Origin of the sequence: Roseburia inulinivorans DSM 16841 (assembly GCF_000174195.1) — a bacterium.
Classification (GTDB): domain Bacteria; phylum Bacillota; class Clostridia; order Lachnospirales; family Lachnospiraceae; genus Roseburia; species Roseburia inulinivorans.
In genome coordinates this window covers 46,270-65,874 of record NZ_ACFY01000104.1, presented here as the reverse complement: position 1 = coordinate 65,874, position 19,605 = coordinate 46,270, and the positions used below count along the sequence as shown (strand labels likewise).

15 protein-coding genes and 1 pseudogene are annotated in these 19,605 nt (G+C 44.5%); 14 read left to right on the top strand and 2 right to left on the bottom strand.

Translation table 11 applies throughout. From position 1 onward, the window contains the following. Positions 1-3: 3 nt before the first annotated feature. From ROSEINA2194_RS12225 to ROSEINA2194_RS12180, 10 genes are all read left to right on the top strand, one after another. Positions 4-1,107: a hypothetical protein gene (locus ROSEINA2194_RS12225; protein ID WP_044927854.1), complete on the top strand. Its 1,104-nt coding sequence runs from the start codon at positions 4-6 to the stop codon at positions 1,105-1,107. A gap of 103 nt (positions 1,108-1,210) precedes the next feature. Next, positions 1,211-1,927 (top strand): AfsR/SARP family transcriptional regulator, encoded by a 717-nt coding sequence (locus ROSEINA2194_RS12220; protein ID WP_007887487.1) that lies wholly within the window; start codon positions 1,211-1,213, stop codon positions 1,925-1,927. Further along, positions 1,888-2,433, top strand: a complete 546-nt coding sequence (locus tag ROSEINA2194_RS12215) for a nucleotidyl cyclase domain-containing protein (protein ID WP_007887481.1) — start codon at positions 1,888-1,890, stop codon at positions 2,431-2,433. The genes ROSEINA2194_RS12220 and ROSEINA2194_RS12215 overlap by 40 nt, the downstream gene beginning before the upstream one ends. 52 nt (positions 2,434-2,485) lie before the next feature. After that, positions 2,486-6,646: a fibro-slime domain-containing protein gene (locus tag ROSEINA2194_RS12210; RefSeq protein ID WP_044927851.1), complete on the top strand. Its 4,161-nt coding sequence runs from the start codon at positions 2,486-2,488 to the stop codon at positions 6,644-6,646. 15 nt (positions 6,647-6,661) lie between these two features. Further along, on the top strand, positions 6,662-7,270 hold the full coding sequence (locus ROSEINA2194_RS12205; protein ID WP_007887470.1) for a BsaA family SipW-dependent biofilm matrix protein: 609 nt from the start codon (positions 6,662-6,664) through the stop codon (positions 7,268-7,270). Between the two features lie 21 nt (positions 7,271-7,291). Continuing rightward, entirely contained in the window at positions 7,292-7,771 is a 480-nt protein-coding gene (locus ROSEINA2194_RS12200; RefSeq protein WP_007887469.1) for a signal peptidase I, read from the top strand. A 191-nt stretch (positions 7,772-7,962) separates the two neighbouring features. Continuing rightward, positions 7,963-8,592: a SipW-dependent-type signal peptide-containing protein gene (locus ROSEINA2194_RS12195; RefSeq protein ID WP_007887468.1), complete on the top strand. Its 630-nt coding sequence runs from the start codon at positions 7,963-7,965 to the stop codon at positions 8,590-8,592. 128 nt (positions 8,593-8,720) lie between these two features. Then, on the top strand, positions 8,721-9,509 hold the full coding sequence (gene srtB, locus ROSEINA2194_RS12190; protein WP_007887466.1) for a class B sortase: 789 nt from the start codon (positions 8,721-8,723) through the stop codon (positions 9,507-9,509). A gap of 26 nt (positions 9,510-9,535) precedes the next feature. Then, the gene (locus ROSEINA2194_RS12185; RefSeq protein ID WP_007887464.1) at positions 9,536-9,994 is read left to right on the top strand and encodes a hypothetical protein; all 459 of its coding nucleotides are present in this window, start codon (positions 9,536-9,538) and stop codon (positions 9,992-9,994) included. Between the two features lie 338 nt (positions 9,995-10,332). Continuing rightward, the gene (locus ROSEINA2194_RS12180; RefSeq protein ID WP_044927894.1) at positions 10,333-11,370 is read left to right on the top strand and encodes a DUF5692 family protein; all 1,038 of its coding nucleotides are present in this window, start codon (positions 10,333-10,335) and stop codon (positions 11,368-11,370) included. Positions 11,371-11,486: 116 nt separating this feature from the next. Here ROSEINA2194_RS12180 and ROSEINA2194_RS12175 read toward each other — a convergent pair. Beyond that, positions 11,487-12,517 (bottom strand): annotated as a pseudogene (locus ROSEINA2194_RS12175) (3-deoxy-7-phosphoheptulonate synthase). Positions 12,518-12,747: 230 nt separating this feature from the next. Between ROSEINA2194_RS12175 and aroD the strand changes: the two are divergent. The 4 genes from aroD to ROSEINA2194_RS12155 all read left to right on the top strand — a co-directional run bounded on the left by aroD (position 12,748) and on the right by ROSEINA2194_RS12155 (position 18,157). After that, the gene (aroD, locus tag ROSEINA2194_RS12170) at positions 12,748-13,497 is read left to right on the top strand and encodes a type I 3-dehydroquinate dehydratase (RefSeq protein WP_007887450.1); all 750 of its coding nucleotides are present in this window, start codon (positions 12,748-12,750) and stop codon (positions 13,495-13,497) included. A 182-nt stretch (positions 13,498-13,679) separates the two neighbouring features. Beyond that, a complete protein-coding gene (locus tag ROSEINA2194_RS12165; RefSeq protein WP_007887448.1) occupies positions 13,680-14,150 on the top strand; it encodes a MarR family winged helix-turn-helix transcriptional regulator in 471 nt (156 codons plus the stop codon). Then, positions 14,143-16,311, top strand: coding sequence for an ABC transporter ATP-binding protein (locus tag ROSEINA2194_RS12160; RefSeq protein ID WP_007887446.1), 2,169 nt, complete (start codon positions 14,143-14,145; stop codon positions 16,309-16,311). Before ROSEINA2194_RS12165 ends, ROSEINA2194_RS12160 begins: the two co-directional genes overlap by 8 nt. Further along, a complete protein-coding gene (locus ROSEINA2194_RS12155) occupies positions 16,304-18,157 on the top strand; it encodes an ABC transporter ATP-binding protein (RefSeq protein WP_007887444.1) in 1,854 nt (617 codons plus the stop codon). Before ROSEINA2194_RS12160 ends, ROSEINA2194_RS12155 begins: the two co-directional genes overlap by 8 nt. On the opposite strand, the gene ROSEINA2194_RS12150 is transcribed toward ROSEINA2194_RS12155, so the two are convergent. Further along, positions 18,154-19,350, bottom strand: a complete 1,197-nt coding sequence (locus tag ROSEINA2194_RS12150; RefSeq protein ID WP_044927848.1) for a DNA polymerase Y family protein — start codon at positions 19,348-19,350, stop codon at positions 18,154-18,156. The genes ROSEINA2194_RS12155 and ROSEINA2194_RS12150 overlap by 4 nt on opposite strands. Positions 19,351-19,605 lie beyond the last annotated feature (255 nt).

Below are 19,605 nucleotides of genomic sequence, written 5' to 3'. Positions count from 1 at the left end.
CCAATGACAACGGTGAAAGCTTCGGAAGAGAAAGAAGTGGTGGAAAAAAGAATGTATACAGTGACATTCCGTGCAGGAAATATTGCTTGTTTTGATATAGATAAGATCACTGTTTCCGAAGGGATGGAAGTGACAAAAAATTATATTAAGGTAAAAGTTGCAAAGGGAGATACACTTGCTTTCACAGTGCCTGGCTGGGAAAGTGATGCAAGGCTGACATCATGGTTTTCTAACTGCCTGCACTATGAAAAAGAGGCAGCATATGGGTTGAAAGCTTTTAACGGTGTTGTGGGAACTGCGGTGGAGCGGAATACAGAGTATGTTTTGGATTATAAACGTCTGATCGATCCGGTTTCCTATACGGTGAGTTTCATAGACAGTCAGACAAAGGAACAGATTGCGGCTCCGCAGATCACCTATGGAAATGCAGAGGAAACAATCACGGTCATTCCGGTGACTGTTCCGGATTATACACCGACAGAGAGCAGTAAAATTATAAAACTGGAAAAAGGGAAAGAGAACACGGCAACGTTTGAATACCGCTACACCGGGGCTGTGGAGACAATCACCAGCACGGTGACAAATGTGGTTCCGGGCACAACACGGACAGAGACAGTTGTGAACGAGGTTGAGGAGACGGTCATCGTTCCCGGAACCTCCCAGCCGACAGGATTTACTGCAAATGTAGTAAATAATGCGTCAAATGCAGTGAATGCGCCGGTAGGCAATACAGCAAATAACGTGGCAGATAATAACGCAAATAATGCAGCGGACAATGCGGTAAATGCTCCGGCAGATGATAATGAAGACCAGACCGTAGACGATAGCAATGTTGAAATTCCGGAGGAGCAGACACCGTTGGTGGATGGAGATGGGAATGATGGAGTTGTCGCCATCGAAGAGAGCGAGACACCGTTGGCGAACACAGCAGAGGATGCGAGTACCGCTTCCGGTGATGTGAACGGGAAAGATGCAGACCTTGCAGCGCAGGAGATCGATGCAGCATCCGTACCTGTGGCAGTGCCGGTGATTGGCGGTATCACGGCAGTTTTTGTTGTGGGACTGATTGTTTTCCTTATATATAAAAATAGAAAAAAGTCGAAGTAACCAGGATTTTTAGGTACAGTATTCGACTTTTATGGCAATACATGCATGTTAGACTTACAGGAAAAATCTGGCAGTCAGAGCCGGAAAAGAGGAGGAGAACTGCATGCTGACGATTCGTACTCTGGGGAAATTTCAGATAAGGAATGAAGAACATATTGTGAATGAGGAAGAAATACGATCTCCGAAAATGATAAATTTACTGGCGTATCTGATTCTTCACAGAAATCAGACACTGACGTTTTATGACATGGCGGATGCGTTGTGGCAGGAGGAAGAAACGGGAAATCCGGCAGGGGCATTGAAGAATCTGATGTATCGTCTGAGAGTTCTTCTGAAGAAAAACTTTGGAGAAGAGGACTTTATCCTGACCGATCATGGTTCCTACCGCTGGAATCCCAGACAGGAGGTGGCGGTGGATGCAGAACAGTTCGAACAAATGTTTGAATCTGCAAAGCAGAAAACTATTTCAGAGGGGGAGGCAATCCGGAAATTAAAAGCGGCGCTTGCACTCTATCAGGGTGATTTCATGACAAAAGTTGCAGATATGCACTGGGTGATGACGCTGAATACTTATTATCACTCTTTGTATTTAAACTGCGTCCGGTATCTGTGCGAATATTATGTCAGCACAGAAAAATTTGAAGAGTTAGAACAGCTTTGCAGTCAGGCACTTCAATGGGAAAGTCTTGATGAAGAGTTATATTGTTATCTGATTAGAGCATTGGCAGGAAAAATAAAATTGGTTCCGCCCTGGAAGTTTATGAGAATGCCTGTCGGACGTTGCAGCAGCAGCTTGGAATTTGTGGACTGTCAAAATTAAAGGGCGTTTATGACAAATTACTGAGACAGAATAAAAGCGGAAATGTGCAGGGAATTGCACAGGTACATCAGGATATTGCAGAACAGAATCCAGCGGGAGCGTTTTTGTGCGGGTATCCGGTCTTTCGGGAAATTTGCAGGCTTCAGGTGAGAAAGACAGCGCGTTTTGATGAAAATGAATATATTCTGCTTCTGACCTTAAAGGCGGGGGAGTATACCGGAAGCAGAGTCAGTGATGTAGATCTGTTCCGCATCCGCAATGCGATGCCGCATCTGGCGGAGACATTGAAAAAATCGCTCCGTCCAGGGGATGCAGTGGCACAGTTCAGTGATTCGCAGTATGTGATTTTGCTTTCTGCATGCACTTATGAGGGTGGAATGCTGGCCGCAAACCGGATTATTTCAAAATTTTATCAGGATCATAAAGTTTACCGGAATCTGAAAATCAAGATCCATATAGAGAAAGTGAAAACAGCGGAACATATTTTAAACAAATACAGTGGATGAGATCTTTGGAAGAGAAAACAGTAGATCAAAGGGCAAAAGTAAGGAGGATTCTATGAAATTTGCAGCGAGTGTAAAAAAAGTGATAGCATTCCTGTTATGTTTGGCTTTGCTGACATCCGATGTGACCGTCACCAATGCGACAAGTGTAGACACCACGGATGTTTTTACGGAAATTTCCACAGAGATGTTGAATGAGACGAAAAATGCAGGGCAGGAAAGTACCGGGCAGGAAGGAAAAATGTCAGATCCAGACGGAACAGGAAATACAGAAAAAGTCAGGAATACAGAGAACAGCGAGAGCACGAAAGTGACCAACAACATCGGGAATGCAATAGGCACGGAAGCAGTCGAAGGCACGGAAGCAGTCGAAGGCACGGAAGCAGTCGAAGGCACCGAAGCAATCGAGAACACAGAAGTGACCGATGACACAGAGAGCACTGAGGCGACTGAAGCAATCGAGGAGACGGAGAACACAGAGGAGACAGAACAACCGGAATTAAAAACCGTCTTCGACTATTCCAATGACGCAGTCCGCGTGGTCGTGACACTTTCGAATGAGACCGATCTTCCGGCAGGCGCAGAGCTTGTCGTGGCACCGGTAGCCGTCACAGCAGAAATGGAAGCATCCATCGATAAAGCGATGGAGGGCGAGTCGAAAGAAAAAGAAGAGGTTGTGGCGTATGACATCTCCTTTGTAAAAGATGGAAAAGAAGTGGAGCCCGGGGCAACCGTGCAGGTGCAGTTATCGCTTGCGCAGGTGAAAGAGGGCGATTCGGCGAGCGTGTATCATTTTGATGAGACAAAAAATGAGATGTTGGATATGAATGCGAACACTTCTGCCGACGGCGAGGTGACATTTGGCACGGATCATTTTTCAAAATATGTCATCGTCAATCATGGAGATAACAACGTGACCGTGACCATCGAACATTATGACAACAGCAAATATCAGGCGCAGGATGAGCAGAGTGCAAAAATTTACAGCGATGACGTCCGCACGATGGCACCGGGAGCAAAGATTAACGACTACAATAAGGCGTTAAACTGGGATGTGGATCATGTGCAGGTAAACGGAGAAGCATTTTCCAAAAGTGAACTTGAAAACATTGAGATCCATGAGGACAGTGTTGTAAAAGTTTTTTATCAGGCAAAAAATACGGACTATATCGGTGAGGCATCGTTTTATGACTACGAGGTGATCCCTTATGACAAAGCCGGACAGCAGAGGGCGGATCTGAGTATCAATGCGGATTCCAACTATCCGTCTGAACAAAAAGACAACCGTTTCACGGTCGGGACGGTATCCCAGAATTTAAGTGAAAATCAATATGACACCGTCACGAAAAAAACAGGTCAAAACGGAACCACAGACGACCAGCATATCAACATGTATACCGGAGGAACTGGAGAAAATGCAAAAAAAACAGGAATCGTTACCGGGTTAAGTGATGATTACAAAGAAGTTCTTTTCAGTGTGAATGAACCGGGCGTTTTTCCGAAAGACGGAGCAGCTGCGGCAGGGAAAAAAGGACTGACAGTAAAAGAAGGATACAGGTTAAAATTTTCACAAAGTGGTGACACTTATGAACTGAAAGAAGTTTTAGACAAAGAGGACAACGTGGCAGCAACTGCGGGGGCGGATTTCCTGCCATTTGGAAATAATAATTTTTATTTTGGACTCCGCTATGACGTTACCTTTACACTTGGAGATTATATCGGGGAACTGAACTATTCTTTTACCGGGGATGATGATCTCTGGGTGATTCTGGATGGGAAACAGGTGGTCATCGATCTTGGCGGTATCCATGACGCTCTGACAGATACGGTCGATCTCTGGAAATATATTGACAGGACAGACAAAAACAAAGAACATCATCTGACCATTTTATATATGGAGCGCGGTGCAGGAAAGGCAAACTGTAACATGAAGTTTACGCTTCCGAATGCGGACGTGATCAAAGTGGTGGACGACGACGTGCCGGATATCCCGCCGGAGAAACCGGTTGATTTTACGGAGAAGGATGTGGAATATCATAAGACAGCGAAACTGACTGACTGGGAGAACAGAGAGTATCAGATTGATCTTGACGCAAGTTCGCTTGCTACCTCGCAGAGCACAGTTGAAAAAATACAGACAGTGGATGCCATGATGGTATTTGATCTGTCCGGCTCGATGAATGAAATTATGTCCGGTCAAAATCAATTAAAGGATATCGGAGAATTCAGCAGAGTGAAGAATCAGATGGATATCAATAAAGTGTACTACTGGAATAAATATGAAAAGAGTGGCTGGTGGCCATGGACATATGATAAGAGTGTCGGGATGGGAACAGCGGCTGTATCCGGTAATGTGTATGCGAAGTATCCGGTAAAATATATCGACGGACAATGGAAAAAGTATGTGGACGGCAGTTATCAGAGCATTTCAGACAGTGATGTGATGGCAGTATGGACGTCTAAGATTTCTGCGTTAAAAGACGCCGCCAGCGGATTTGTGACAGGTATTTCCGATACATCACCGGACAGTCTGGTCGGAATCGCCACCTTTTATGGCATTGGCAATGGGTGGAACAGCAGTACCGAGGGCAAATTAAACCACGGTCTTTCGAAGGTAAATAAAAATGAGATGTTAAAGTCCGTCAATGCGCTTTTTGCGGACGGCGGTACCTCTCCACAGAAAGGACTGGAGCATGCATACAGCGAATTGCAGAAGGCAGAAGATGGCAACAAAAAATATGTGATCCTGTTCTCCGACGGAGAGCCTTCGGACAGCAATGACAAAATGGAGACAGAAGCATCAGCGGTGAAGCTGAAAGAGGCAGGCTATACGGTCATCACAGTCGGGCTTGGTTTAAATAACGAGACTGCCACATGGCTGGGAGAGAAAGTGGCGTCAGCCGGCTGTGCATTTACGGCGGATACTGCGGAGGAGTTAAACAAAATCTTTCAGAACATCCAGAGCACGATCACACAGTCAAGATCCCTGACCGGAGTGCAGGTGACGGACATTATTGATGCGGAATTTGAGCTGACAGATGCCGAGATCCAACGTCTGAGAGCGGATGGCGCACAGGTAACGGTCAATGAGGATGGCACAACGACGGTCAGCTGGCTTGATCAGGAAGTAAAGCCGAAGGAAAACGGCGCCTCCGGCTGGCAGAAAACAATCCATATCGTGGCAAAAGAATCCTGTCTGGGTGGAAATAATATGACTACAAATGTAAATCCGTATTCCTTTTTAAGCTTTGGCGGCACACAGCTGGAATTGCCGCAGCCGACCGTGAATGTGAGAATTGCGTATCAGATCACAGACACAGCAGATACGATTTTTCTCGGGGAAAATCTGGAAAACTATGCAGATGATGCGGCAGTGCGCATGAAAGATGCGGACAGCGCCAAAATGACAAAGGTGTATCTGACGTTCTACACGGACAAAGGCTGCCGTGAGGAGATCACGCAGGAAAACCTGAAAAAAGAGAGACCTAAACAGGATACCACGTATTACGCAAAAGCATTTCTGCCGGTGGAGGAAGCGACAGATGCTTCCAGCGCAAACTCCACGTTAAACGGTGTGATCTATAAAAATGAGACACAGGTGGAGGCAGCGCATGCGGATGGGGAAGCCTATGCAGGAAAATATGACGTGAAAGTGAAAACGGGAACGCTTACGATCACAAAGAAAATCAGTAAAAAAGATATCAGAGCGTGTGAGGGTGATCCGATCTTTACATTTAAGATCACCAATCAGACGACAGGCGATGTTTATTATAAGACGTTAAGATTTGGAGAGAAAAGCGCAGAGAAGCAGAACACGACAACCGGAATGTTCAATGTGAAAGCACAGACGACACTGGAAGGACTTGCGCAGGGAATCTATAAAGTAGAAGAACTTGACACGATGGGCTTTACGTTAAAAGAGTTTACCGCAGACACAAACTGTGCATCACAGATTGCCGGAAACAGCGCACAATTTGCAGTTGGTATCCGCAGCAGAGACGAGGCCTGCAGCTTTGACGCAGAGGACTTTGTCACAACAGCGGCAGATTTACACTTGCAGGCAGACCGTGTGAACGTCACAGCCAAAAACAATAAGACCAGAAGTGATGGAAAGCTCACGGATACGGATGCCGTGAAAAATCAATTTGTGATCCATGAAAAAGCAACCAGGACGACAGATGTTGATAATCATTCCACAACAGATGTGCGCAAATAATCGGAGGCAGTGTGTATGAAAGAAATATGGAAAAAGAAAAAAATATTTGTGATTACAATTGCACTGATGGTTGGAATTATTGGAACAGCAGCAACATTTGCAATTATCACAGCAACAGCAGGAACGGTGACCAATACGTTTCAGGCGGCAAAAGTGGCGACTGAGATCGAGGAAGAGTTTGAGGGCAAAATCAAAGCAGGAAGCACCGTGAAAAAGAATCCGAGTGTAAAAAACACTGGAATTTCGGATGCATTTGTCCGGGCCAGGATCACAATCTCACCGGAACAGACAGAAGTGACGCTGTTAAACGGCACCTGGAACGGAACTGCTTTTACGGAGAAAGGCAAGGCAGCGGACAGCATTGCGACCGAGAGTACGCTGTATGATCCCGATGGTGACGGAACCGGCTGGTATCAGGGCACGGACGGCTGGTTTTACTACAACAGTCCGGTTGCGCCGGGGCAGAACACGGATAATTTATTTGATGCAGTAAAAATTGGAAATGTGACAAAAAATTTCGATATCACGGTTTATCAGGAGGCAGTGTTTGCCGGAAGTTATGAGGCCGGAGATAAAGTAGGGCTTCCGGTTTTGAAGGGATTTTTTGCAGAAGTAACCAAATAAGTCAGAAAGGCGCAAAAGAAAATGACAAAGAAAATTTGCAATGTATTATCAATGGTGGTATTTCTCGGACTGCTTGTGATCGCAGGCTTTCTGTTTGTCCCGAAAATGCTTGGATATGATGAGTATGCGGTCCTGAGCGGCAGCATGGAACCAGGGATCCCGGTCGGGGCGATCGTCTACGATAAAAATTTTACCGGGAGTGAGGCGAGGGATGGAGCAGTCGTCACTTATCAGCTTCCGGCGGGAACGCTGGTAACGCACAGGATCATTTCGGTGGATAAGGAGGAACAGACCGTTGTCACGCAGGGAGACGCCAATAATATTGCGGATACAGCTCCCGTTGCATGGCAGCAGATCGTCGGGGTGTATGCATTTCATATCCCGTATCTTGGATTTATTTCCATTTATGCAAAGACACCGCTCGGTATTGCGGTAGTGTGCGGTGTTTTGATCGTGCTGATCCTCTTAAACTTCATTCCGGATATTTTTAGAGGAGGATAAGAAGAAAATTTCAGATACGGAATGAAGAAACGTTACTGAAAATTCTGATATATGACCGCCGTGTGACCATTGAGTGATAAAACAGTATCGTAATAAAACGGTTTCTGATAAGGCAGGAACCGCAAGTTACAGAATGGAAAGTACATAAGAATGAAAAGATTATCATGAAATGAAAAAGGAGATCAGAAATTATGAAGAAAACAAAATTAATCACACTGCTTGGAGCAATCAGCCTGATCGGTGCAATCGGCGCAGGCAGCACATTTGCTTACCTGACGAGCACAACCGGAACTGTCACCAACACCTTTACCGTCGGAAATGTAAACTTTGATGATGATCCGCTGACAGGCGGTTTATCCGAGTCCAAAGTGGCAAGAGATGAAAACAGCAATCTGTATGTGGATGCTGATGGCACCGGAGAGTGGACGGTAAAAGAAAATAAGTACGAGGATCTGGTTGCAGGAGAAGTGGTATACAAAGATCCGACCGTACACATGGCAGATGATTCACAGGACGCATGGGTATTTGCGAAAATCGTGAATGAAAACCCGGAACTTACGATCACATATGCTTCTGACTGGGTAGATGTGACAGACGCTTATAAAACAGCACAGAACTTAAATAATATTGACTACAAAGTATATGCAAAAAAAGATGTGATTTCCAAATCCGCTCATTCTACCATCTTTGAAGAAGTAACGGTTGGAAACAATGTGACAGAGAATACCACATTTACCGATATTAAAGTTTCTGCATGTGCAGTTCAGGCAGCCGGCTTTGCAAATTACACAGACGCACTTGCACAGGTTTCTTTCAACTAAATAAAAGGTAAAACATCTGAGCAGACTTTTCATAGGGACTATGAGGTCTGCTCATTTTGTGGTACAATCTAAAACAGTGCAGATAGTTTTTTACGTGCACAGCAGAGTAAAGTGGGAGAGAAACGGGCATGAAACAAAATAAAAGCAGCCGGTCAACGGTTCTTCTTTTTCTTCTTGGCGCAGCGCTGATCGTGGCAGCACTCATTATGCTGGTGCCGGATCTTTTGAATTACAAACAGTCCAACGACACCTATGAGGCATTAAAGGAAAACTATATTTCAGAGAAAGCGGAGAATACGGAAGTGGCGGAGGAGACAGAGGGGGATGATTCGTGGTGGTATACAGATGTAGATGTGAAGCTGGAAGAACTTCAGCAGGTCAATGCGGATATTATCGGCTGGATACGGTTTGACAATCTGGAGCAGCTCAGTTATCCGGTTTTATATTCCGGGGATGATGAGAAGTATCTTCGCACGGATATTTACGGAAATCAGACGATTGCCGGATGTATTTTTATGGAGGGGATGAACACACCGGATTTTCAGGATTACCATACAATCCTATATGGGCACAACATGAAAAACTTAAGCATGTTTGGCAGCCTGAAAAAATATAAAACAGAGGATTTTTATAAAGATCATCAGTTTTTTACAATCTATACATCAGAGTGTGCGTACCGTTATCAGATTTTTGCCTACTATGATGTGCCGGAAACCGACGAAGTTTACACGGTTGGCTTTGCACCGGATGAGACTTTTCAAAAATTTATTGATAAGATGAAGCAAAAGTCCTATGATGATACAGGAGTGAACGTGACGAAAGACGATCATATTATGACACTGTCGACCTGTTCCACCACGGGAAAACGTTTTGTAGTGCATGCAGTGCGCATCGGGGAACATGCGTTGGAGAAATAGAAAAGAACAACATAAGGAGAAAAACAATGAAAAGACCAGAAGAATTGAGTCATATGCTGACAGAGATGTACAATGATACGAAGGATGGAAAAATCCGCTGGAACCTCAGTGTGCAGACAACGGAAAATAATGAAGTATCCGAGAAACCGGTCGAAGTGGAGGATGGTGTTTCCTGGACGATCGATGAATGTTATGTTTCCTATTATTGCAAATATAAGGGACAGGATTTTCTGATGATCACCTATGAGATGATCAAAACCGCCGGAGATAAGGTACATACGACCAACATGATCTTCCTTCCACCGCTTGGAATCCGTGTGTTCCAGCTGCCAATGCTGCTGCCGTATGCGGTTCAGGCGTCCGGTGTACTGGCAAATCAGATCCACAATCTGTGGGAATTACTGCTTGCGATGAAAAAGGCAGACCCGGAGAGTGTATTTATGGAAGTGTCAGCAGGAAAACTTGTGATCGAGGATGAAAAGTAACCTGTGAGAGGTTTATATCCTATATAACATAAGTTTGTACAAATAGATAATATAAGGAAAAAGATGTTCGTGGCTCTGGTTGTACCACAGAACATCTTTTTTAATGCAAAATCAGTTAAAGTAAGAATATCCTTGTGAACATTTTTGAAGAGTTTTTCCGAAAATCCCCAAAAAAAGGGAAATGATCAGCTAGAAATAATATACAATTTTGTCAAAAAGTATATGAAAATGTAAATAATGTTGAAACTTTATAAAAAAAGTGTTAAAATCATAACAATCACTGGTATGACCAGAAATAATAATTTTATAAGGGAGGAAACAATATGTTAAATCATGGACTGTTGTTTCAGGTTTACGGCGAGGGAGCTGCATGGCAGTTTCTTGGCTGGATTTTAGTTTTTACCTGTCTCGTACTTGCAAATGAAATTGCCAGACGTACAAAAGCCGGCGGAATGTTATGTTTCGTTGTTCTTCCGATCATTCTGACAGTTTACTTTATTGCAATTTACGTTTCAGCAGCAGCGGGAGCTGAATGGGCGCTCAATAACAATACATATGTACATATGACAAGCTGGTTCCACTATGCGAAGTTATATGCAGCTACAGCTGGATGTATTGGTTTTATGATGCTCAAATACAAATGGGGTATTGGAAAAACACAGTGGTTTAAGGCTTTCCCATTTGTCATCGTAGCAATCAACATCTTGATCGCAGTATGCAGCGATTTCGAATCTGCCATCAGAGGTGCACAAGCACTCGCAGAGACAGGAACAAGCTGGTGGTTATCATCTGAAGGCGTATGGTTATATGGTGGATGGTGGAACGTTCTCAACGGTCTTGCAGGTATTATCAATATCTTATGTATGACAGGCTGGTGGGGAATCTACACATCTAAGAAAAAAGATGATATGTTATGGCCGGATATGACATGGATGTTCATCTTAGCTTATGATGTATGGAACTTCCAGTATACTTACTTAAACCTTCCGACTCATTCCTGGTATTGTGGTGTTGCATTATTACTTGCACCTACATTTGCTGCAGCATTCTGGAACAAAGGTGGCTGGATTCAGAACCGTGCTAACACATTAGCATTATGGTGTATGTTTGCCCAGGTATTCCCATTATTCCAGGATCAGGGTAAATTTGCAGTTATCCCAAGGCTCTACGCAGATGGATTCATGGATGCAGCTACACATCCAACAGCAGTAGATCCTACAGCACAGGGTGTGATCTCTGTTCTTTCAATTGTAGTCAACATTGTTGTATTCGCTGCAATTATCAAACGTTCTATGAAGTTAAAGAAGAATCCTTACAAAGATGAGATCTGGAAAGGCACAAAAGATTACGAAGAAGCTATGTCCCGTGCGGAATAATCTTCATCAGATCTGTAATGAAAAATGAGCACTGTAAGGTGTATGAAAAAAGTCTGCTGGCAGGTAGTACCTGTCGGCAGACTTTTTTACTATAGAACAAAATAAAAAGCGATGTTTTATTTACACATCTCCGCAATATCATAAATCAGTTTTCTGGAATCTTCCCATCCAAGGCAGGGATCTGTGATAGATTTTCCATAAATATGGTCGTGGATCTTCTGAGAACCCTCTTCGATATAACTCTCGATCATCACACCTTTTACCATGTTATGGATGTCTTGCGATAACTGACGGTTATGCATGACTTCCTTGACAATACGGATCTGTTCTTTGAACTGTTTGCCGGAATTGGAGTGGTTTGCATCAATAATGGCAGCCGGGTTCACAAGATCCATTTTGGCATACATATCGCAGAGACGGATCAGATCCTCATAGTGATAGTTCTGCGTGCTGTTGCCGTGTTTGCTGACGGCACCGCGGAGTACAACGTGGGTTAATGGATTTCCGGTTGTCTCCACTTCATAGCCACGGTAAACAAAATGGTGTGGATGCTGGGCAGCATAAACGGAGTTGAGCATAACGGCAAAGTCACCGCTGGTTGGATTTTTCATTCCGGATGCAACATCAAAACCGCTGACGGTAAGACGGTGCTGCTGGTCTTCAACCGAACGTGCACCGATCGCAACGTAGGAGAGCAGGTCTTCTACATATCCCCAGTTTTCCGGATAAAGCATTTCGTCTGCACAGGTGAGACCGCTTTCTTCAATGGCACGGATGTGCATTTTGCGCATGGCGATCAGACCTTCCACCATATCCGGTGCTTTTTCAGGGTCAGGCTGGGAAGCGATTCCCTTGTAGCCTTCGCCGGTGGTACGTGGTTTATTTGTATACACACGCGGGATGATGATCAGCTTGTCTTTGACATCTTCCTGGATGGAAGTGAGACGGCTGACATAATCGCATACAGAATCTTCGTTGTCTGCAGAACACGGCCCGATGATGACAAGAAAACGGTTGTCAAGACCTTTGATCACATTGCTGATCTCTGCGTCACGCTGTTTTTTAACTCCTGCAGTTTCTCTGACAGAGGATATCTTTCTTGGATCTGGGCAGGAGAAGGTAATTCGTTTAAAAATGTGAAACTCATGTGAAATTCTCCTTTAATAGGTTATACTAACAGTCATTCTAATAGATTGTGAATAAATTGTCAAATTCACAGATGTTCCAATTTTTTATAGTCTCCATGAATACTATTTATATTGCATGCATTGAATATTAGAGTCTGGTGTTTTAAAATAGAAATGATCGTGGAACATAAATCAGGCAGAGTTTCGCAAATCCGGTTTAGGATGGACAGAAAAGGAGCAGGACAGGCATATGGAGATTAAAGGAAAAACAATTGGAACAGGAAAACCACTTTTATGCGTTCCGGTTATGGAAAGCAATAAAGAAGAGATCATAGACGAATTACGGACACTTGCAAAAAGTGAAGCAGATATAGTGGAATGGCGAATAGATACTTTCGTGGATTATAAGAATTACAACGCAGTGCGCGAAGTGTTTGCGGCTGCGGCAGAGTGCATGAAAGAGAAGATCTTCTTATATACATTCCGAACCAAAAAACAGGGCGGTATGGGAGAACTCGCACCGGATGAACTGAACGACCTTCATGATCTTGCGGCAGAGTCAGGATGCGTGGATCTGCTTGATCTGGAATTTTTTGAGGAGGAGCATCCGGCAAGAAAAATCAGAAAGCTTCATAAGCAGGGCTTGAAGGTCATTGCCTCCCACCATGATTTTTATGAGACGCCGGACAGAGAAGTTATGAAGATGCTGTTAGAACAGATGTGTGCAGGAGGTGCAGATATTGTAAAACTTGCAGTTATGCCACAGAATATGGAGGATGTTTTAAAACTTTTATCTGTGACGTATGAGTTCAAGGAAGAGAATCCGGACACACCGGTCATCACAATGTCCATGGGAAAGATGGGAATGATCAGCAGGCTGTGCGGCGAGAGCTTTGGTTCTGCCATTACCTTTGCGGCACACAAAAAGGCGAGCGCACCGGGACAGATGGAGATGCACGAGGTAGCGGACATTTTGGAGAGAATCCATAAAATTATGTAAAATGCGCTCATTCGCGCCAACAGGTTTTGCAAATTTATGAATTGCCTTGGCGCTTCATAATTACCAAATTATAAAATTATTATAAACACCGACAGATATCTTGACACAGATATTTGCCTGTGTTATTATTTAACGCGTTTAATACATAACAATGTTAACTAATAACGGACGGTGAGTGAATTATGGATAAATTATATGAAGAACTTTTTCGGTCGATGAATCAATTCCGAAAGCTGAAGTTTTCCGAGATGTTTCCAGAAGTGTGTAAGACAGACTATTTTGTGCTGTGTACGATCATGGATAAAGGAGAGAACGGTCAGATTACGATTTCGGAACTGGCTGCGCGGGCAAAGATGCTGCCTCCGGCAATTTCCAGAACGTTAAAAGGGTTAGAGGAGCGTGGATACGTCGAGCGGAATGTCAACAAAAATGACAGGCGCAACACCTATGTGGAACTGACGGAAGCAGGAAGACAACTGACAGAGGAAGCAAGGCAGACAATGTCGGATTTTGGAAAGTCAGTGATGTCACAGGTGGATGAGGCAGATATGAAACGCCTGATTTCTTATTTGGATAACATTTATCATATTGCGGAAAAAGAGATTGAAGCTAGAAAAGGGCAAGGCAGAAGAAAGGAAAGGGAACATGAGTAAGATTTTTAAAAATATGATTCCATATTGGAAATCAATTGTGATTATCATTGCGTTACTCTTTGTGCAGGCATGGTGTGATCTGTCACTACCGTCTTACACATCGGATATCATTGATGTTGGTATCCAGAACTATGGTGTGGAACATGTAGTGCCGGAGGCATTGACTGCGGATGAGTTTGAAACGGCAGAGTTATTCATGACGGATGAGGAGGCAGATCTCTGGGAGAGTATCTATGAGAAAGACGGTGATATTTACCGGCTGCAGGTGACATCCAGATCAGAATTAAACGAGATCGATGACACACTGGCAGTTCCGCTCATTATGAATTATCAGATGAGTGCGATGGAAGACTCTGCAGTAAAAGAGCATGTTGCAAAACCGACCGGGGCAGATGCCGGTACTCTGGAAAAAGACACCTTACTTTCCATGAGAGACAGCATGGAAGAGACCATTGATACAATGGGAAGTTCCCTTGTGAAATCCATGGGCGCAGCCTATGCGGTATCCTGCGATAAAGCGGCAGGAATTGACGTGGAAAAGATTCAGAAAAGTTATCTTGTCACAGCCGGACTGAAAATGGTCGGCATGGCGCTGATGATCGGAATCGTGACGGTTTTAGTGGGCTTCTTTGCCTCCCGTGTCGGTGCAGGCATCGGAAGAACATTAAGAGAGAAAGTATTTAAACAGGTTGTTGGATTTTCTAATGCGGAGATGGATAAATTTTCCACAGCTTCCCTGATTACAAGAAGCACGAATGATATCCAGCAGATCCAGATGGTTTCGGTTATGCTGCTTCGTATGGTAGCGTATGCACCGATCTTAGGCATTGGCGGTGTGTTAAAAGTCGTGCAGACCGGAGCCGGAATGGGATGGATCATTGTCCTTGCGATCCTTGTGATCCTTGGTTATGTGATGGTGCTGATGGCAGTTGCCATGCCAAAGTTCCAGTTGATGCAGAAGCTGGTGGATAATATCAATCTGGTATCCAGAGAGATTCTGACCGGTCTTTCGGTCATCCGTGCTTTCGGCAGGGAGAAAAAAGAGGAAGAACGTTTTGATGTGGCAAACAAAGACCTGACAAAAACAATGCTGTTTACCAACCGTGTCATGACTTTTATGATGCCGGGAATGATGATGATCATGAATGTTCTTTCCGTTGGTATCGTTTGGGTGGGTGCCCACAAAATTGATGCAGGAACGATGCAGGTCGGCGCAATGACAGCGTTTATCACTTATTCGATGATGATCGTTATGTCATTCTTAATGCTCACGATGATGTCGATCATGCTTCCTCGTGCAGCCGTTGCAGCAGACCGTATTGATGAGGTCATTCAGACAGAATCCTCGATCCATGACGCAAAAGAGCCGGAAAAAGTGACAACACACAATGGAGTTGTGAAATTCTCCCATGTGAATTTCAAATATCCGGGTGCGGAGGAAGATGTGCTTCATGACATTGATTTTACAGCGGAACCGGGACAGACCACTGCGATCATTGGAAGCACCGGATGTGGCAAATCCACACTGGTCAATCTGATCCCGCGTTTATATGATGTGACAGACGGAAGTATTACACTCGATGGAAAAGATATCCGTAACATTACGATGTCTGATCTTCGTGATGAGATTGGTTTCGTTCCACAGAAAGGTGTTTTATTCTCCGGAACGATCGCTTCGAATCTTCGTTTTGGAAAAGATGATGCGACAGACGAGGAGATTAAGAAAGCGGCAGAGATTGCACAGGCAACAGAGTTTATCGAGGCGAAGGATGACAAGTATGAGAGTGCAATCGCGCAGGGCGGAAGCAATGTTTCCGGTGGACAGAAACAGCGTCTTGCGATTGCAAGGGCGATTGCAAAAGATCCGAAAATCTTTATTTTCGATGACAGTTTCTCGGCGCTCGATTTAAAGACAGACGCGGCACTGCGAAAAGCGCTTGCTGAGAATGTAAAAGACAGTACTGTGATCATCGTGGCACAGCGTATCAGTACCATTTTACATGCAGAGCAGATTTTAGTGCTCGATGACGGAAAAATTGTCGGCAAGGGTACACATGAAGAACTGTTAAAATCATGCGAAGTTTACCGGCAGATTGCAAAATCACAGTTATCCGCGAAAGAACTTGGACTTGAGGAAAGTGAGGTGGCTTTGAATGAGTAGAGAACAGGAAGTTAAAACACATCAGCCACGGAGAAGAGGACCGATGGGACATGGCATGCAGCCGGGCGAGAAACCGAAGGACTTCAAAAAATCCATCAAAAAGCTGATGAGCTATATCGGAAAATACAAAGCTGCAATTTTTGTTGTCATGTTTTTTGCAGCATGTTCTACCATATTTAATGTTGCAGGACCGAAAATTTTAGGAAAAGCGACCACTGCATTATCGGAAGGTCTGATGGCGAAAATTCAGGGAACCGGAAGCATTGATTTTGGAAAGATTGGAAGCATTCTTTTGTTTGTGCTTGGTCTGTATCTGTGCAGTGCGGTTTTCAACTTTATCCAGGGATGGATCATGACCGGGATCACACAGAAAGTGTGCTACCAGCTCAGAAAAGAAATCTCAGAAAAAATCAACCGCATGCCGATGAAATACTTCGAGAGCCGTACTTACGGCGAGGTATTGTCCCGTATCACCAACGATGTAGATACGTTGGGACAGGGACTGAACCAGAGTATTACCACGATCATTACATCCGTTGCAACACTGATCGGCGTGCTTGTGATGATGCTCAGTATTTCACCGCTTATGACACTTATTGCACTTGTGATCTTACCAATCTCCATGGGACTGATTGGATTTGTGACAAAAAAATCGCAGAAATATTTCCGTGCGCAGCAGGAGTATTTAGGACACATCAATGGACAGGTGGAAGAGGTATACGGTGGTCACCTTGTCATCAAGGCATTTAACCGCGAGAAAGATACGATTGAAGAGTTTGAGAAAACGAATGATATTCTCTATGATTCCGCATGGAAATCACAGTTTTTGTCCGGTATGATGCAGCCAATCATGATGTTTGTCGGAAACTTAGGTTATGCCTGTGTTGCCCTGACAGGTGGACTGCTTGCAATCCGTGGCACGATCACAATCGGTGATATCCAGGCGTTCATCCAGTATGTGAAAAACTTCACACAGCCGATCCAGCAGATCGCGCAGGTGATCAATCAGGTACAGTCTATGTCTGCAGCATCCGAGCGTGTATTTGAGTTTTTGGAGGAAGAGGAAGAAGAGCAGATTGTAGAACATCCGGCGGATGTTTCGAAAATTACAGGTGCAGTGACATTTGATCATGTCCATTTTGGATACAATCCAGAGCAGATCATCATCAATGATTTCAGTGCCAGCGTAAAACCGGGACAGAAAATCGCAATCGTAGGACCAACCGGAGCCGGAAAAACGACGATGGTAAAACTGCTTATGCGTTTCTATGATGTAAACAGCGGAGCAATCTGTCTTGATGGACATAATATCAAGGATTTCAACCGCAGGGAACTGCGTGATGCATTCGGAATGGTATTGCAGGATACCTGGCTGTTCAAGGGAACAATCATGGAAAATATCCGGTACGGCCGGCTGGATGCAACGGATGAGGAAGTGATCGCGGCAGCGAAGGCAGCGAGAGCAGATCATTTCATCAAGACGCTGCCGGGTGGTTACCAGATGGAATTAAACGAGGATGCAAGCAATGTATCGCAGGGACAGAAACAGCTTCTGACCATTGCGCGAGCAATCCTTGCAGACAATAAGATCCTGATTTTAGATGAGGCAACTTCTTCGGTAGATACAAGAACCGAGATTGAGATCCAGAAGGCAATGGATAACCTGATGAAGGGCAGAACCAGCTTTGTCATTGCACACAGACTTTCCACGATCCGTGACGCAGATTTGATTCTTGTCATGAAGGATGGAGATATCATTGAGCAGGGAAGACATGAGGAACTTCTCGCAGCAGGAGGTTTCTATGCGAACCTTTATAATTCCCAGTTTGAGGATGTTGTAGCTTAATTTTTGTGCGTATCCGCAAAACAGGCACGCACGATTGCATCATCCCCATACTTATCACGGATTTTATCGATAGCAGAATTTAATTTGGACAACCGCTCAAACTTATCCTGATCGAAAAGATTATACTGCTCATAGCTTTCGTCGGTTGCTTTGCTCGTAGAGACACCGAGCAGCCGGATGGGGGCGTGATCCCAGCCCTGGTCAAATGCATTGCAGGCTGCCTCATAAATCTTTTCGGTCACGTTAGTGGCAGAAGGCAGGGATAACTGCTTACAGCGGTGATGAAAGTCATTGTCCACAATCTGAACCTGCACCACGCTGATGTAGGCTTTATCATAACGGATGCGCGCACCCACAGTCTCACAGAGAGATAACAGAATGTGGTGCGCGTTTTCTGTATCTGTGACATCATAAGGCAGAGTGACCGAGTTGCCATAACCCTTGTTGGCAGGAGATTCTGCAGTCACGGCAGAGGAGGAGATCCCATTGGCGGATTCCCACAGATAATCGCCCTGGGATTTAAAATTAGAGAGTAACATCTGGCGGTCTGCTTTTGCAAGTGCGCCGATGGTTGTGATTCCAAGAGAGCGCAGTCTTTTTGCAGTGGTTTTTCCACAGCCGTATAACGATTCCACCGGGAGCGGCCAGAACTTTGTCGCCATCTCTTCCGGAAAAAGAGTATGCACACGGTTTGGCTTCTCAAAATCAGATGCCATCTTTGCTAAAAGCTTATTTGTAGAGATACCGATATTGACGGTAAAGCCAAGCTCCTTATAAATCCGGTCTTTTAATTTTGTTGCGAAAGCAATGGGATCGCCGTAGAGTTTTTCCGTTCCGGTCATATCGCAGAAAGCCTCATCAATACTGCACTGTTCGATCACCGGGGCAACCTCTTCTAAAATTTCGATAAACTTTCGGGAGGAAGCAGCGTACAGTTCATGATCCGGCGGAACAACGACAAGTTCCGGGCATTTTTGTCTGGCATGGGATAATGGTTCGCCGGTCATAATGCCGTATTTCTTCGCAGAAGGAGATTTTGCAAGGACCACTCCGTGGCGCATCTTTTCATCGCCGCCGATTACGGCGTTGATGGTTCTTAAATCCAGTGCATCCGGGTTATCACGCAGGCGTTTCGCCGATTCCCAGCTCAAAAAGGCAGAGTTCACATCGACATGAAAAATGAGAGAGTGCATACAGATTCCTCCTGGTATCATAATGGTTTGTGCGAAACGCGTTCTACATTATGTACGAGTTTCGAGCTTTACATTACATCAATTATAGCAAACTTGAGGAAATCTGTAAACTAAAAACGAATATATGTTCGAATGTCATAACCCATACCAAACCTGTGTGTTGTGACACATAAAATTCACCGAATCGGGCATGATAGTGTGAGACAATGGTGATAGTTCGGAACGTAGATTTAGTGTAAAAATGAGGTGATTTTA

Coding starts and splice junctions, on each gene's coding strand:
- ROSEINA2194_RS12185 (WP_007887464.1), top strand. CDS start 9,536: ATGAAAAGACCAGAAGAATTGAGTCATATGCTGACAGAGATGTACAAT.
- srtB (WP_007887466.1), top strand. CDS start 8,721: ATGAAACAAAATAAAAGCAGCCGGTCAACGGTTCTTCTTTTTCTTCTT.
- ROSEINA2194_RS12200 (WP_007887469.1), top strand. CDS start 7,292: ATGACAAAGAAAATTTGCAATGTATTATCAATGGTGGTATTTCTCGGA.
- aroD (WP_007887450.1), top strand. CDS start 12,748: ATGGAGATTAAAGGAAAAACAATTGGAACAGGAAAACCACTTTTATGC.
- ROSEINA2194_RS12195 (WP_007887468.1), top strand. CDS start 7,963: ATGAAGAAAACAAAATTAATCACACTGCTTGGAGCAATCAGCCTGATC.
- ROSEINA2194_RS12205 (WP_007887470.1), top strand. CDS start 6,662: ATGAAAGAAATATGGAAAAAGAAAAAAATATTTGTGATTACAATTGCA.
- ROSEINA2194_RS12210 (WP_044927851.1), top strand. CDS start 2,486: ATGAAATTTGCAGCGAGTGTAAAAAAAGTGATAGCATTCCTGTTATGT.
- ROSEINA2194_RS12160 (WP_007887446.1), top strand. CDS start 14,143: ATGAGTAAGATTTTTAAAAATATGATTCCATATTGGAAATCAATTGTG.
- ROSEINA2194_RS12155 (WP_007887444.1), top strand. CDS start 16,304: ATGAGTAGAGAACAGGAAGTTAAAACACATCAGCCACGGAGAAGAGGA.
- ROSEINA2194_RS12220 (WP_007887487.1), top strand. CDS start 1,211: ATGCTGACGATTCGTACTCTGGGGAAATTTCAGATAAGGAATGAAGAA.
- ROSEINA2194_RS12225 (WP_044927854.1), top strand. CDS start 4: ATGACAACGGTGAAAGCTTCGGAAGAGAAAGAAGTGGTGGAAAAAAGA.
- ROSEINA2194_RS12150 (WP_044927848.1), bottom strand. CDS start 19,350: ATGCACTCTCTCATTTTTCATGTCGATGTGAACTCTGCCTTTTTGAGC.
- ROSEINA2194_RS12165 (WP_007887448.1), top strand. CDS start 13,680: ATGGATAAATTATATGAAGAACTTTTTCGGTCGATGAATCAATTCCGA.